The organism is Kitasatospora sp. NPDC058478, from assembly GCF_042720345.1.
Taxonomy (GTDB): Bacteria; Actinomycetota; Actinomycetes; order Streptomycetales; family Streptomycetaceae; genus Kitasatospora.
Genome location: NZ_JBHXML010000050.1, coordinates 13,157 through 26,533 on the forward strand (window position 1 = coordinate 13,157; position 13,377 = coordinate 26,533).

13 protein-coding genes are annotated in these 13,377 nt (G+C 74.7%); 4 read left to right on the top strand and 9 right to left on the bottom strand.

Going from position 1 to position 13,377, the window contains the following annotated elements; genetic code table 11:
• Positions 1-74: 74 nt before the first annotated feature.
• The gene (locus tag ACFWPT_RS26045; RefSeq protein ID WP_063352866.1) at positions 75-398 is read left to right on the top strand and encodes a DUF1330 domain-containing protein; all 324 of its coding nucleotides are present in this window, start codon (positions 75-77) and stop codon (positions 396-398) included.
• A 13-nt stretch (positions 399-411) separates the two neighbouring features.
• Here ACFWPT_RS26045 and ACFWPT_RS26050 read toward each other — a convergent pair whose 3' ends face one another.
• Complete coding sequence (locus tag ACFWPT_RS26050; RefSeq protein ID WP_380484606.1) at positions 412-1,365, bottom strand: NAD-dependent epimerase/dehydratase family protein; 954 nt, start codon at positions 1,363-1,365, stop codon at positions 412-414.
• Between the two features lie 148 nt (positions 1,366-1,513).
• Here ACFWPT_RS26050 and ACFWPT_RS26055 point away from each other — a divergent pair, with 148 nt between their 5' ends.
• Positions 1,514-2,881, top strand: a complete 1,368-nt coding sequence (locus ACFWPT_RS26055) for an ALF repeat-containing protein (RefSeq protein WP_380484608.1) — start codon at positions 1,514-1,516, stop codon at positions 2,879-2,881.
• A gap of 51 nt (positions 2,882-2,932) precedes the next feature.
• Here ACFWPT_RS26055 and ACFWPT_RS26060 read toward each other — a convergent pair whose 3' ends face one another.
• Positions 2,933-3,223 carry a hypothetical protein gene (locus ACFWPT_RS26060; RefSeq protein WP_380484610.1) on the bottom strand — a complete coding sequence of 97 codons (291 nt, stop codon included), beginning with the start codon at positions 3,221-3,223 and terminating at the stop codon, positions 2,933-2,935.
• On the bottom strand, positions 3,213-3,461 hold the full coding sequence (locus tag ACFWPT_RS26065; RefSeq protein WP_380484612.1) for a hypothetical protein: 249 nt from the start codon (positions 3,459-3,461) through the stop codon (positions 3,213-3,215). Before ACFWPT_RS26065 ends, ACFWPT_RS26060 begins: the two co-directional genes overlap by 11 nt.
• A gap of 307 nt (positions 3,462-3,768) precedes the next feature.
• Between ACFWPT_RS26065 and ACFWPT_RS26070 the strand changes: the two genes are divergently transcribed.
• A complete protein-coding gene (locus tag ACFWPT_RS26070; protein WP_380484614.1) occupies positions 3,769-4,290 on the top strand; it encodes a peptidylprolyl isomerase in 522 nt (173 codons plus the stop codon).
• A gap of 40 nt (positions 4,291-4,330) precedes the next feature.
• On the opposite strand, the gene ACFWPT_RS26075 is transcribed toward ACFWPT_RS26070, so the two are convergent.
• The 5 genes from ACFWPT_RS26075 to ACFWPT_RS26095 form a co-directional block, all read right to left on the bottom strand.
• Entirely contained in the window at positions 4,331-4,939 is a 609-nt protein-coding gene (locus ACFWPT_RS26075) for a response regulator (RefSeq protein WP_380344249.1), read from the bottom strand.
• Complete coding sequence (locus ACFWPT_RS26080; protein ID WP_380484616.1) at positions 4,936-6,168, bottom strand: sensor histidine kinase; 1,233 nt, start codon at positions 6,166-6,168, stop codon at positions 4,936-4,938. The genes ACFWPT_RS26075 and ACFWPT_RS26080 overlap by 4 nt, the downstream gene beginning before the upstream one ends.
• An 11-nt stretch (positions 6,169-6,179) precedes the next feature.
• The gene (locus ACFWPT_RS26085) at positions 6,180-6,602 is read right to left on the bottom strand and encodes a hypothetical protein (protein WP_363376075.1); all 423 of its coding nucleotides are present in this window, start codon (positions 6,600-6,602) and stop codon (positions 6,180-6,182) included.
• A 187-nt stretch (positions 6,603-6,789) separates the two neighbouring features.
• The gene (locus ACFWPT_RS26090) at positions 6,790-7,893 is read right to left on the bottom strand and encodes an RICIN domain-containing protein (protein WP_380484618.1); all 1,104 of its coding nucleotides are present in this window, start codon (positions 7,891-7,893) and stop codon (positions 6,790-6,792) included.
• 88 nt (positions 7,894-7,981) lie between these two features.
• Positions 7,982-9,097, bottom strand: coding sequence for an alpha/beta hydrolase (locus ACFWPT_RS26095; RefSeq protein ID WP_380484620.1), 1,116 nt, complete (start codon positions 9,095-9,097; stop codon positions 7,982-7,984).
• A 292-nt stretch (positions 9,098-9,389) separates the two neighbouring features.
• On the opposite strand from ACFWPT_RS26095, the gene ACFWPT_RS26100 reads away from it, so the two are divergent.
• The gene (locus tag ACFWPT_RS26100) at positions 9,390-10,430 is read left to right on the top strand and encodes a LuxR C-terminal-related transcriptional regulator (protein WP_380484622.1); all 1,041 of its coding nucleotides are present in this window, start codon (positions 9,390-9,392) and stop codon (positions 10,428-10,430) included.
• Between the two features lie 51 nt (positions 10,431-10,481).
• Here ACFWPT_RS26100 and ACFWPT_RS26105 read toward each other — a convergent pair whose 3' ends face one another.
• A complete protein-coding gene (locus ACFWPT_RS26105; protein WP_380484624.1) occupies positions 10,482-13,229 on the bottom strand; it encodes a M4 family metallopeptidase in 2,748 nt (915 codons plus the stop codon).
• Positions 13,230-13,377: the final 148 nt, after the last annotated feature.

Genomic DNA, 13,377 nt, shown 5'->3' on the forward strand with positions numbered 1-13,377 from the left:
CGGATTCGCCCCCTCCGCCCCCGCCCGTACCGTCGGAGACCACGGACACCGGACCAACCCCCAGGAGAACAGCGATGACCGCCTACGCGATGGCCCAGGTCCACTCGGTCGAGTTCGGCCCCGACATCGTCGAGTACCTCCAGCGCATCGACGCCACCCTGGACCCCTTCGACGGCCGCTTCCTCATCCACGGCGACCGGATCGAGACCGTCGAAGGCACCTGGGGACAGGACCTCATCCTCATCGAGTTCCCCGACCGCCAACGCCTGCGCGCCTGGTACGACTCGCCCGCCTACCAGGCGATCCTCCCGCTGCGCACCCGCCACATGACCGCCGACGTGGTCTTCGCCCAGGGCGTGCCCGCCGGCTACCGCGGCGCCGACGCCCTCAAGCACTGACCGGCCCGGGGGCTCAACGCCCCTGCGCCCGCTCGCGCCACCACCGCACCGTCGCCTCCACCTGCTCCTCCAGCGCGGTCGCGCGCACCGCGAACGCGGCCTCGTAGGCGCAGGCGTCCACCACGAACGGGCGGTCGAACTGGTAACGGACCTCCCGCAGTTCACGCAGCAGCGGGGAGAACAGACCCGCCGCGCCCAGCAGCGCCTGCGGGAGCCGGCGCACCGCGACCGGTCCGACGCCCGCCTGCGCGGCCAGCCGTTCCACCATCGCGCGCACCGGCAGCGCGGGGGCCGTCGGCACGTGCCAGGCCCGCCCCCAGGCCCGCTCCTCGCCCGCGACCTCGGCCAACGCCCGCGCCACGTCCGGCAGGTACGTCCAGCTGTGCGGCGCGTCCGGGTCGCCGAGCACCGCGATGCTCCGGCCCTTCAGCAGGCCCGGCATCACCCGCGAGGCCAGGTGCCCGCCGTCCGTCACCCCGGGGCCGAAGAAGTCCGAGGCCCGCACCTCGACCGCCCGGATCCGCCCGGCCCCGTGCAGCGCCCGCGCCTGCTCCCACGCCGCCGCCCGCACCCGCCCCTTGGGGCCGGCCGCGGCCAGCGGCAGGTCCTCGGTCATCGGACCCCGCACCGGCCCGTAGCCGTAGAGGTTGCCGAGCATGACCAGCACCGCCCCGGTGGCCTCGGCCGCCGCGCACAGCGAGGAGGCCAGCGCCGGCCACCGCGCCGCCCACTGCGGCAGCGGCGGCGCCGCGCAGCCGTAGATCGCCGCCGCGCCGCGTGCGGCCTCCGCCAGCCGCGCGCGATCGCCCGCGTCCAGCGCCACGTGCTCGATGCCGGGCACCGGAGCCCCGCCCCGTGCGGGGCTCCCCGCCCTGGTGACGACCCGTACGGCGTGCCCCTGCCCGGCCAGCAGGCGGGCGGTGGCGGCCCCGGCGGGCCCGTATCCGACAACCACGTGGAAGCTCATCCGCCCCACCCTAGGGTCTGGGGCTGCGCGGGTGCTGCGGGTGCTGTGAGTGCGGTGCGGGCGCTAGCAAATACTTGGTATGGCAACCGTAAAAGACGATCTATGCTGGCGGACGTTCACAATCTCTCCGCACAACGCAAGGTGCTGAATGAAGCTGCCCCGGGTGTCCGCCGTCGTCGCGGCCGCCGTCCTGGCCCCCACTGTCCTCTTCCCGTCGATGGCCTCCGCCGCCGACAACCCCCAGCCGGCCGGCGTCTCCGGCCCTGACACCGCGTCCAAGGGCACCGAGGACCAGGGGACAGGCCAGGAGGAGCACGACCGCGCCGAGGTGCGGCGCATCCTCGCCGACAAGGAGAGCGGCGTCAGCGTGCGCGAGGCCGCCCAGAAGGCGCTGAACGGCACCGCCGCCGACCTGCGGCACTTCCTGGACGTCGAGCTCCACGACCAGCGCGTGATCGACAACCGGGTGAAGGCCTACCAGGTCCTCGCCGTCGGCGGGCCGGCCGTCAAGAAGGCCGCCACGGCCGCCCTGCGGGGCGGCACCGCCGAGGACGTCGCGAAGTTCCTCAAGGAGGGCCAGTTCACCGCCCGCGCCGAGGACGAGGACCGCGCCAAGGTCCAGAGCATCCTCGACGACAAGGAGACCGGCCCGGCCGTGCGCGAGGCGGGGGAGAAGGCCCTCGCGGGCACCGCCGCCGACGTGCGGCACTTCCTGGACGTCGAGCTCGGCGAGCGGCGTCTGACCGACAACCGGGTGATGGTCGCCCGGATCTTCGACGGCGCCGGGCCGGCGGTGAAGGCGGCCGCCCGGAAGGCGATATCCGGCAGCAACCAGGAAGTCCTGGCCTTTCTGAAGGAGGGCCAGTTCATCGCCCGGGCCGAGGACGAGGCCCGCGCCAAGGTGCAGGGCATCCTGGACGACAAGGAGACCGGTCCGGGCGTGCGCGAGGCGGGGGAGAAGGCTCTCGCGGGCACCGTCGCCGACGTGCAGCACTTCCTGGACGTCGAGCTCCCCAAGCAGCGGGCCGACGACAACCGGGTGAAGCTCGCCCAGATCATGTCGGCCGGCGGGCGGGCCGTACGCGAGGCCGCCGGCCGGGCGCTGGACGGCACCGACGAGGACGTCGTGAAGTTCCTGAAGGAGGGCCAGTTCACGGCCCGCGCCGAGGACGAGGCCGCGAACAAGCCGGCCCCGCAGCCGGCCCGGCCCGCCGAGCAGCCGCAGACCGCCACCGGCGCCCAGTCGGCCGTCCAGCCCGCCGCCCTGACCGCCACGACGGGCACGACCGCGGACACGACCGCGGACACGACCGCGGGCACGACCACGGCGGGCACCACCGCCGGGACGGCGGCCACGGCCACCACGGGCGCCACCACGGTCACCACCCGCCCCGGCCAGCTCGCCGCGACCGGCACCGAGGGCCTCGGCTGGGAGGCCGGCGGCGCCGCCGCGGCCCTGGCCGCGGGCGCGGCGCTCGTCGTCGCCTCCCGCCGCCGTCGCTCCACCGAGAGCTGACGCCCCGTCCTGCCCCCGGCCGTGATGGTCGGCTGGGGGCAGGACGCATGCTCAGCCGTCGGGGCAGCGCTCGGCGATCATCCGGGCGAGTTCCGCGCGCCAGCGGGCCGCGTTGCCGCCGGCCAACTGGCCGGCGAAGGCGCGCCGCGCGGCCTGCACCGACTCGGCCGAAGCGTGCGGGTACGCCTCCCAGACCGCCCAGAGCGCGTTCTCGGTGTCCTCGTCCAGGCCCGTGCAGGTGAGCGGCCCGGTCCCGGACAGGGTCTTGGCCAGCACCGCCTCGAAGACCTGCCGCAGTCGCTCGTCGTCGTCGCGCCCGCGGGCGGGGCGCTCAGCCGCCATCGCTGCTGCCGCCGCCACCGCTGCCGCCATCCCAGCCGCCACCGTCGCCGCTGTCACCGCCGCTCAGGCTCCGGTTCCGGCGCCGGCTGCGCGCGGAGCGGCGCAGCAGGGACCCCGAGGCGAGCGTCGCGGACGCCACGGCGCGCACCCAGCGGGGGCCGCCGCGTTCGGCCCACACCACGCACACGCACCCGCCGACCACGATCACCAGGACACCGACCAGCACGGCACCGACCACGGCTCACCCCTCTCCCGTCCATCCCGTTTCCGGGCCGATCCTCTCAAGCCGAGCCGCCCGCCCGCGCCCCCGACCCGCCCGAAACCGGGTCGATCCGCCATGCAAGCAGACAGTCCGCTTGCCGTGCAGGAAAGTTGGTGCCGCGCGGCATTTGCCGGGGTCGGGGCCCCGCGCCGGTGTGACCGGCGGAAATCGCCCCCGTCCGACCCGCGCCCCGGCCCGGCGCCGGGTGCGGTCACGAACCCGCCGTGTGCCAGGATGCCGACGCTGATCCCCTCTCCCGACCACCCGAGCAAAGGAGTCCGCCATGGCCAAGGGCCTGTTCGCGACCCTGCACACCACCCTGGGCCCGATCCGGCTGGAGCTGTTCCAGTTCCACACGCCGAAGACGGTCCGCAACTTCGTCGAACTCGCCGAGGGCGCCCGGGAGTACACCGACCCGCGCACCGGCGAGCCCGGCAGCGGCCCGTACTACGACGGCACGCTCTTCCACCGCGTGGTGGCCGGCTTCATGGTCCAGGGCGGCGACCCCACCGGCAGCGGCACCGGCGGCCCGGGCTACGCCTTCGCCGACGAGTTCCACCCCGAACTGCACTTCACCAAGCCGTACCTGCTCGCCATGGCCAATTCCGGCCCGGGCACCAACGGCTCGCAGTTCTTCATCACGGTCGGCACGCCGGCCCACCTGAACCGCCGGCACACCATCTTCGGCCAGGTCGCCGACGCCGACTCCCGGGCCGTCGTCGACGCCCTCGCGGCCGTCCCCACGGACGGCGAACGCCCCGTCGACGACGTCGTGATCACCGAGGTCACCGTCGAGCGGCTCTGACGCCCGTCCCGGGCAGCCCTGAGTCCGTCGTCCGGCGGTGTCAGAGCCAGCCGCGGTCGTCGGCGGTGCGCAGGGCCTCGGTGCGGTTGCGGGTGGCGGTCTTGGCGATGGCGGAGGAGAAGTAGTTGCGCACGGTGCCCTCCGAGAGGTAGAGCTTGCCGGCGATCTCGGCGACGCCGGCCCCGGAGCGGGAGGCGTTCAGCACGTCGCGTTCGCGGGCGGTGAGCGGGGAGGCGCCGGCCGCCAGGGTGGCCGCGGCCAGTTCCGGGTCCACCACGCGTTCGCCCGCCGCGACCCGGCGGATGGCGTCGGCGAGGACTTCGGCCGGCGCGTCCTTGACGACGAAGCCGACCGCGCCCGCCTCCATCGCCCGGCGCAGGTAGCCGGCGCGTCCGAAGGTGGTGAGGATGACGACCCGGCAGCCGGGCACCTGCTGGGCCAGGACGGCGGCGGCGGCCAGGCCGTCGAGGCCGGGCATCTCGATGTCCAGGAGGGCCACGTCGGGCCGGTGTTCGCGGGCCGCGTCGACGACCTGGTCGCCGCGTCCGACGGCGGCGACCACCTCGAAGCCGTCCTCCAGGTCGAGCAGGGCGCACAGCGCGGTGCGGACCAGTTCCTGGTCCTCGGCGAGCAGCAGGCGGATCGTCATGTCGTCCCTTTCCGGGCGGGGGCGCGCCCGTGGCGGGCGCCCGGCGGGACGGTGACCAGCAGCCGCCACCCGCGTGGGCTCAGCGGGCCGGCTTCGACGGTACCGCCGGCCGCCGCGACCCGTTCCCGCAGCCCCCTCAGGCCCTTCTCGATCCCGCCGCCCTCGCCGCCCCCGGCGATCCCGCCGCCCCCGGCGACCCCGTCGGTCCTGCCGTCCGCGCCCGTCCCGTCGTCGCGGATCTCCACGGAGGAGCCGGTGACGGTGACGGTGCAGCGGTCGGCCCGGGCGTGCCGGACCACGTTGGTCAGGCCCTCGCGCACCACCCAGCCGAACAGTTCCCCGTCCTGCGTGGCGACGGGGTCGGTGGACGTCGGCAGGTCGGCGACCACCCCGGCGGCGCGCAGCAGTTCGCGTCCGCGCGCCAGTTCGCCGGCCAGCGTGACGTCGCGGTAGCCGGTGACCGCGGCCCGGACGTCGGCCAGTGCCTGCCGGGACAGCGACTCCACCGCGGCCATCTCCGCCAGCGACTGGTCGAGGTCCTTGGCGGCGAGGCGCTGGGCCAGGCGGGACTTGACGGTGATCGCGGTGAGCGAGTGCCCGAGCAGGTCGTGCAGGTCGCGCGCGATCCGGTTGCGTTCGGCCTCCGAGGCCAGCCGCGCCACCTCGGCCCGGGCGGCCACCAGGGCCTGGTTGGTGGTGGCGATCTCCGCGAACGCCCCCGTGGTGAGCACGGTGAACAGCAGCGCCAGCGCCTGGAAGGTGCCGGGCCCGGTGTGCCAGGCGGGCACCGCCCACGGCACCAGCAGGGCGGCCAGGGTGGCGGCGGCGGTCACCCGGGTGGCGTGGCGGCGCCGCAGCACGGCGACGAAGGAGACCACGACGGTGGCGAGGTAGAACGCGTTCTCGTGGGCGAACGGCAGCGCGGCCAGGAACAGCGCGCTCATCACCGCCAGCAGCAGGAGCACCTGCCGCCGCCGGCCGCGGACCATCGCGGTGGCGGTGAGGACGAAGCAGAGGCAGAACGCGCCGACGACCGCGTACCCGGCGACCAGGGCCGCCCCGGACACGTTGTCGTTCACGGCGACGGCGGTCAGGCACGGGTAGACCAGCATCCCGGTGCCCAGCATGATCCGCCGCCAGCCCTGCACCCACCGCTGCGGGGCGCGCTCCCCTGTGGCGCGCTCCGCGGCGGCGTGCCCGGGGAGGGTCGCCTGCGTGTCCTGGTCCACCCTCGCCTGCCTCACGTCGCGTCGGATCGCGCGAACAGGGTACGCAGGTGGCGTCCGTTGATCACGGCGGCCACCCCCGCCAGCACCAGCCCGCACAGGGCCTGCTCGGCCTTCATCCAGAACGGGAAGGTCCCCGGCACGCAGATGATCACGACGATCGCGGCGATCATGACGGCCGAGATGATCCGCAGCCGCCGGTACGCCGCGTGCGAGCCGCGGGCGGCCCGGGTGGTGAACAGGGACGTGACCACGGCGCTGGCCACGACGAGGCTGCCGCGGATCCACACGGCCGGGTTCACCAGGTCGGGGTGGTCGCGCAGGGCGTAGGCGGCCGCCAGGGTGACGACGCTGAGGCCCAGGTAGGCGAACACCAGCCGCCTGATGGTGCGGAAGGCCCGAACGGTGTCGGGGTGGTTCACATCGGTGGAGGTCATGCCCCCATGCTGTCCGCGCCGCGCCCCCGCCCGGCAGTGTGCTGGCGCACCGGCCGACCGTGACAATTGTCAGCAGGTCAGGGCAGGGAAGGGCGGGGTCAGGTCAGGGCGGGGGAAGGGCCGGGGAAAGCGGGGCCGCCGCCCGGCGGGGCCGGGCGGCGGCTGGCTGTCGGTCGTGCGGTGGGGCTCAGGAGCAGCTGGTGAAGGTGGGGCTGGTGTTGGCGATGTAGAGGGTGGCGCCGCCGCTGGGGTCGGAGGTGAGCGGGACGGTGACGGTGTCCTCGGCGGTCCACGGGAAGCCGCGGGCGTCGAACGTCCAGCTTCCGGTGACCTTGCGGGCGAGTTCGGCCAGCGTCACCCAGCCGTACTGCTGGGGCGGGACGTTGACGGTGACGGCGTTGTTGACGGTGGTCGAGCCCTGCCAGACGTTGCTGTAGTTGACGGCGGTCTTGACCGCGGTGGTGAAGACGCCGCCGGGGGCGCCGCCGGAGATCTCCGCCCCGATCTCGCCGCCGAGGGTGCTGGACCAGCCGGTCATGTTGGTGACCGCGAAGTTCTGCTGGGCGGCGCTGCTGGTGTTGTTGAACCAGATCGAGGAGACGCAGACCTTCGGCAGCGGTGCCGCGGGGGCCTCGCTCTTGACGGCCCAGGAGCAGGAGGAGACGTCCTTCTGGCACTGCTTGGCGGCGTGGTCGACGGCGAGGCTGCGGGCGGCCTGCGGGAAGCCGGTGGACCACTGCTGGTTGGCGGTGCCGTTGCAGGTGTACTGGTCGGTCCACGCGTCGTCGTACTGGGCGCCGAGCAGCAGGTCCAGGCAGGTGTTGTCGCCCAGGTGGCGGATCATGAACGCGTCGGCGGCCCCGGCGACCGGCTGCAGGAACCACCGCTGGCTGGACTGCCCGGCGCAGGTCTGCTGGCGCAGGGCCGGGGTGAAGAAGGCCAGGTCGATGCACTTGCCGGTGTCGTTGTTGACGATGGTGAAGGAGAAGTCGGAGGGGTCGACGCTCAGCCGCCAGGACTGGTGGTAGCCGGGCGCCGAGTTGGTGACGATGTAGGCGCCGTCGCCCATGGTGCCGTTCTGGACGTCGAGTTGGCGCCCGTTGCTGAGGGACTTGATGGTCAGGCACTGCTGCGGGGAGGCGCAGGCGGCGGCCGGCGCCGTGGCGGCGTGGGCCCGCGCGGTCGCGAACGGGGCGGCGGTGAAGCCCAGGGCGGCGCAACAGGCCACCAGGACGGCCGCGATCAGGCGCAGCCAGGGAGCCGGTCGGCTCGGGGTCGTGGCGGAAAGCACGGGGTCGGGTCCTTTCGTCGGGAACAGGGAGAGGGAGAGGGGAGAGGGAGAGGGGAGAGGAGTCGGAAAGAAGGGGAGGGCGGGCCGGTCAGGCGGCGGCGAAGGCCGCTTCCAGGCGCGGGACGTAGTCCACGAGGTCCTGTGCCCAGCAGCCCGCGCTGTGGCCGCCGTTGCAGGCGGTGCCCCAGCCGGCGCCGTTGCCGTAGTCGACGTAGTGGTAGCGGTAACCGAGGGCGTCCAGGCGGTCCTTGAGGCGCTTGGCGGTGCCCTCGGCCCAGAACTCCATGTCGGAGGCGCTGCCGTTGCCGTTGCCGGTGTAGACCGCGATGCCGGTGTCGGTGAGCGCGCCCAGGCGGGAGACCGGGTCCGCGGCGTTCCAGCGCCAGTCGGCGTTGAACACCGGGTACGGCGAGCCGAAGATCGCGTCGCTGGAGACCGTGGGGCCGAAGTCGAGGCCGCAGGGCTTCCCGTCGCTGGGCCCGCACAGCACGGTGCCGGCGTTGGTCAGGGTGGCGACCACGGCCCCGCGGATGATCATCTCGTTCACGGAGAGGTCGTTCGCGCCGGACATGGTGAGGACCTGGCCGAACAGCTGGGGCCGGTCCTGCGCGTAGTGCAGCGCGCCGAAGCCGCCCATCGACAGGCCGCCGACGGCCCGGCTCTTACGGCCCGTCAGGGTGCGCAGGTTGGCGTCGATGAACGGGACCACCTGGTCGAGGTGGAAGGTCTCCCAGTTCTGCGCCCCGGCGGCGGTGTTCTGGTCGAGCCAGTCGGTGTACCAGCCGCGCAGGCCGCCGTCCGGGATGACGGTGATCATCGACTGCGCGGCGGTGAGGGCGGGGTAGGCCAGGGCCGGGTCGCTCGGGTTGTCCGAGGCGCCGTGCAGGAAGTACAGGACCGGGTAGCGCTTGGCCGGGCTGGCCGCGTAGTCGGCGGGCAGCAGGATCCGGATGGTGTGCTCCCCGGCGACCTGGGGTGTGGTGACGGTGAGCACGAAGTTGGTGGCGCTGCCGGTGGCGGCACCGACCTGGGTGAGCCCGAAGCCGTCCTTCATCGGCGGCGGGGCGGGGGCCTCGGCGTGCGCGGCGGGCACGCCCAGCAGCAGGAGGCAGGCGGCCAGGGCGGCGACGGCCGCCTTGGCGTGCCGGAGCCGGGCGCGCAGGAGCCGTACGGGCGGGCGCCGGGCGGGCTGGGCTGGTGTCATCGGTCGTCCTTGGCCGTGAGGGTGCCGCCGGTCCCGGGGGGAACCGGTGGAACTGTCTGAACACCGACAACTCTTGCGAGATCACCTCGCGGTCCGCCAGAGCGCCCTGCGGCGCACCTGGGCCACTGGCGCATGTGCGCCACCGGCGTGGGTAGCCTCCGACGGCCCGTCCGGGCGACACCGGCACAAAGACAAGCCGACAAACCGATGAGCGGACGGGCCGACACAACGGCACACGGACACACCGATACGCCGACACACCGACACACCGATACACCGATACACCGACACGATGACGGGGGACGTCGTGCACGACGTGCTGGATCCCGACTCCGAACGCGGCCGGGTCTACCGCTGCCTGGTCGGCCGTCCGCAGGCGCGGGCGGCGGAGCTGGCGGCCGGGGTCGGCCTCGGCGAGGGCGCCGTCCTGGCCGTGCTCAGGGAACTCGCCGACGAGGGCATCGTCGTGGCCTGCAACGGCGGCGGCCCGCCCGTCGGCGGCCATTGCGACGACGGCCCGCGCGGCGACGGCCACCGCGACCGCGACCGCGCCTGGGAGGCGCTGCCGCCCGGCCGGGTGGTCGAGGCGGTGCTGCAGAGCGACGCCGTCCGGCAGGCCACGGCGCGCCGGGCCGGGGCGGAACTGGAGCGCCTCTACCGCTTCGCCCGGCGCGACGCCGGCACCTACGGAGCCCTGGAGGTGGTCGAGGACGCCGCCCAGGTGCTGGCGGCCAGCCGGCGCCTCCAGCTCGCCGCCCGCCACCAGGTGCGGGTCATCGACGTGCCGCCCTACTCCGGCAGTTCGGCCTACTACCTCGACCAGGAGGTGCTGCAGCGCCAGCGGATGGCCGCCGGGGTCGTCTACCGCTCGATCTACCACGGCTGCGCCTTCGACGACCCGGTCGCGGGCCCCAACATGGCGCGCATGGTCGAGGCGGGGGAGCAGGCCCGCACGCTGGACGAGCCGCCGCTCAAGCTGGCCCTGGGCGACGACGACCTGGCGATCGTCACGCTGGCGGCCGACGGGCGCCCGGGCGTCGTCTCGCTGCTGATCCGGCCCTCGGGCCTGCTGCGGGCGCTGGCCGCGGTGTTCGAGACGCTCTGGCGGCTGGCCGTCCCGGCGTCGGTGTCCGCCGTCGACCTGCAGATCGGTGAGCGGGACCGCCGCATCCTGACCCTGATGGCCAGTGGTGCCACGGACGACGCCATCGCCCGGCGGCTGGGGCTGGGGCGGCGCACGGTAGTGCGCCGGGTCTCGGCGCTGCTGGCCCAGCTGGGGGCCACCACGCGTTTCCAGGCGGGCGTGCAGGCGGCCCGGCGCGGCTGGCTGTGAGCCGTCCGCGCCGGGCCGGACCCCTGGGGGGTGGGGGTCAGGGAAAGGTGGTCAGCAGGTGCCCGCCGCGCGGTCGCGCACGACCAGGTCGGTGCGGCCGGGGGTGGAGTCCAGCCAGACCACCCGGGTGCCCTGGTCGGCGGCGGGCTGGTCCTGGCCGCCCCGGTCGCAGGAGAGGCGCTGCGGGGTGCCGCCGCCGGTCGGGAGCTGCCAGAGCTTGGGCAGCGCGGCGTTGGTCCAGCCGCCGGCGGGCTTGGTGCTCTGGACCTTGTAGGTGACGGCCTGGTCGGAGGCGGTGAGGTCGCTGCCGAGCGTCGGGGCGTTCGGCGAGTCGGCGGCCAGCACCTCGTTCACGCCGGAGCCGTCCAGGGCGCCGGAGCGGATGGAGGCGCGGGCGGCCGCGCCGGCCGGGGTGTCCAGCCACAGCAGCCGGCCGCCGGCGAGCCGGGCGGAGGAGGCGGTGGTCGCGGCGGCGCCGGGGGCGGCGTGCGCGGTGTACTGCGCGGTGACCTTGCCGGCGGCGATCGAGTAGACGGTCGGCGCGGTGACGTACTGCTTCCCGTCCTGCCAGGACTCGGTCCAGGCGAGGTAGCCGTCCTTGAGGGTGAGGTCGTCCGGGTGGTGCCCGTCGGCCAGCGGCAGTTCGACCGCGGGGGCCCCGTCGTGGGACAGCCACAGGCTGGTGCGGCCGGTGGCGAAGTCGTGCACGGTGAAGGCGATGTCGCCGCCGGAGACCTGCGGGTTGCCGGGCTCCTTCCCGTCGGCGAGGAACAGGCTGCGGACCGGGCCGGCGCCGGACAGCGGTGCGGTCAGCAGCTCCCGGCTGTGGTCCTTGGCGGTGGTGCCGATGGCCTTCCACACGGCGTTGGTGCCGTCGGTGGAGGGCCAGCTGTGGTAGCGGCCGTCGTCGGGGCTGAGTCGGACGGGGGCGCCGCGCCCGGTGGTGGAGCCGGTGTACAGCGCGGTGGTGCCGGGCAGGGTGCCGCCCGTGCCCTTGACCGGGTCGGGGGCGGGGGCCATCGCCACCCAGTGCCCGCCGCCGGCGGCCGGGGGCGCCATCGAGTAGGAGAGGTTGCGTGCCAGCGTGCGGCTGTCCATGCCGATCCGGCTCTCCCAGCCGGCCTTGATCCCGTGCGCGTCGAACGCGGCTGCCACGGTGCGCAGTTGGGCGTGGCTGAGGCCGAGGTCGCGGCCGGCCGCCAGTGCCGCGTTGCGCCCGGCCACGAAGTCGTCGAGCGGGGTGAGGTAGGCGGTGAGCGCCCGGTAGACCACCCGGTCGGCGGTGAGCGGGTCGAGGGTGCGCCGGATGTCCCACAGGGCGCCGCTGAAGATGGTGGCGTTGAGGTGCTGTCCGCCGTTGTCGACCGTGCCGCCGAGGTAGTCGTCCACGGTGGTGCGGTGGTCGTCCATCCGCCGGTCCGCGCAGGCCTGCGGGGTGCCGGTGCGGCACTTGCTCTCGCCGAGCAGCGCCGCCGCCGGGTCGTTCATGGACATGCCGCGGGCGGTGACCTCGATGGCGTTGCCGAAGTAGTCGGCGAGCCCCTCGTTCATCGCGCCGGCCTGGCCCATGCCGACCAGGTCGGCGGTGTTCGATATGACGCCGTGGGTCATCTCGTGCCCGGCGATGTCGAGGGCGGCGGAGAACGGGTAGTAGTTGGGGCCCCCGCTGCCGTAGACCATCTTCTTCCCGTCCCAGTACGCGTTGGCGTAGGGGGCGCCGTCCTGGGACACGTTGACGACGGAGGTGATCGCGCCGCCCTTGCCGTCCAGGCCGTTGCGGCCGAACCGGTCGTGGTAGAAGTCGTACACGATACCGGCGTTGACGCTGGCGTCGGTGGCGCCGCTGGTGCCGGCGGAGGCCGGGAAGTCCGGGCCGGGGGAGTGGGCCGGGGGGAGGTCGGCGGGGATGCCGCCGCCGAGGTCCATCTCGTCCCGGCCGCCCGCGTCGTAGGTGGTGATGGTGGCGGGCCGGGTGAGGTCGGTGAGCTGGTAACTGCCGTCCGGCAGGCGGGCGATGTTCACCTTGGCGGAGTTGCCGCGGGCGTCCGGCGCGGTCCCGGTGGCGGGTTCGAGGCCGGCCGCGGCGGCGCGCTGGTCGGTGCCGCCCGCCGGGAGCGGGGCGCGGGTGTCGTAGGCGAGGGCGACCACGCCGACGTTGGCGTCCACGAAGACCTCGCGGGCCGCGGGCCCCCCGGTCGCCGGGTCGGCGGCGTGCACGGTGAAGCGCTGGGCGAGCCGGCCGGCGCCGTCCGGCAGGACGACCAGGCCGTGGTCCTCGGCGGTGGCCGCGGCCCGGGCCTTCGGGTCCTGGACGGAGCCGAGCGCCAGGTCCCGCAGGGCGGCGGCCGGGACGGTGGCGGTGGTCGGCACGGTCAGGCCGGTGAAGTACTTGCCGCCGACCGACTCGACGCGCTGCCCGGCGCCCTCGCCCGTCAGGTGCACCAGGTACTGCGCGCCGAACACGGGCACGCCGTCGTGGCGCTGCTCGAACCTGACGGTGCGCCGGCCGTCGGCGGTGCTCTCGGAGCCGACCTCGGCCAGCTCGCCGGGGTCGACGTGGTAGCGGTCGGCGTGGGCCGCGAGGTGGGCGCGGGCGGCGTCGGCGGGGCTGCCGACGGCCGGCTCGGCCAGGCCGGTGACCAGCTGCGGGGCGGCGGTGTCCTGACCGGCCACCAGGGAGGGCACCGGGTCGGGGGCGGCCGCGGGCCCGGCCAGCGCGGGCGGCGCGGCCAGGGCCAGCGCCACCACGGCGGTGGCGCTGATGCCGAGTGCTGTGGACGTGCGGGAACGACGGGGCACGGAGGTCCTCTCGCAGGGCCGAACGGTGGTCGCGGCGGGCCGGTCGCGCCGACCACCGCGACGATCACGATAAGTCATCCAACGTCATATGTCGATAGACTTTCTATGTGCCCGCGGAGGGCCGGAACCCGACCCCCGCAACCAGCCC

Excerpts from the sequence above, each read along its gene's own strand:
- ACFWPT_RS26045 (WP_063352866.1), top strand. The coding sequence starts at position 75 with ATGACCGCCTACGCGATGGCCCAGGTCCACTCGGTCGAGTTCGGCCCC.
- ACFWPT_RS26075 (WP_380344249.1), bottom strand. The coding sequence starts at position 4,939 with ATGACGATCCGCCTGCTGCTCGCCGAGGACCAGGAACTGGTCCGCACC.
- ACFWPT_RS26085 (WP_363376075.1), bottom strand. The coding sequence starts at position 6,602 with ATGACCTCCACCGATGTGAACCACCCCGACACCGTTCGGGCCTTCCGC.
- ACFWPT_RS26050 (WP_380484606.1), bottom strand. The coding sequence starts at position 1,365 with ATGAGCTTCCACGTGGTTGTCGGATACGGGCCCGCCGGGGCCGCCACC.
- ACFWPT_RS26055 (WP_380484608.1), top strand. The coding sequence starts at position 1,514 with ATGAAGCTGCCCCGGGTGTCCGCCGTCGTCGCGGCCGCCGTCCTGGCC.
- ACFWPT_RS26060 (WP_380484610.1), bottom strand. The coding sequence starts at position 3,223 with ATGGCGGCTGAGCGCCCCGCCCGCGGGCGCGACGACGACGAGCGACTG.
- ACFWPT_RS26095 (WP_380484620.1), bottom strand. The coding sequence starts at position 9,097 with ATGACACCAGCCCAGCCCGCCCGGCGCCCGCCCGTACGGCTCCTGCGC.
- ACFWPT_RS26070 (WP_380484614.1), top strand. The coding sequence starts at position 3,769 with ATGGCCAAGGGCCTGTTCGCGACCCTGCACACCACCCTGGGCCCGATC.
- ACFWPT_RS26100 (WP_380484622.1), top strand. The coding sequence starts at position 9,390 with ATGACGGGGGACGTCGTGCACGACGTGCTGGATCCCGACTCCGAACGC.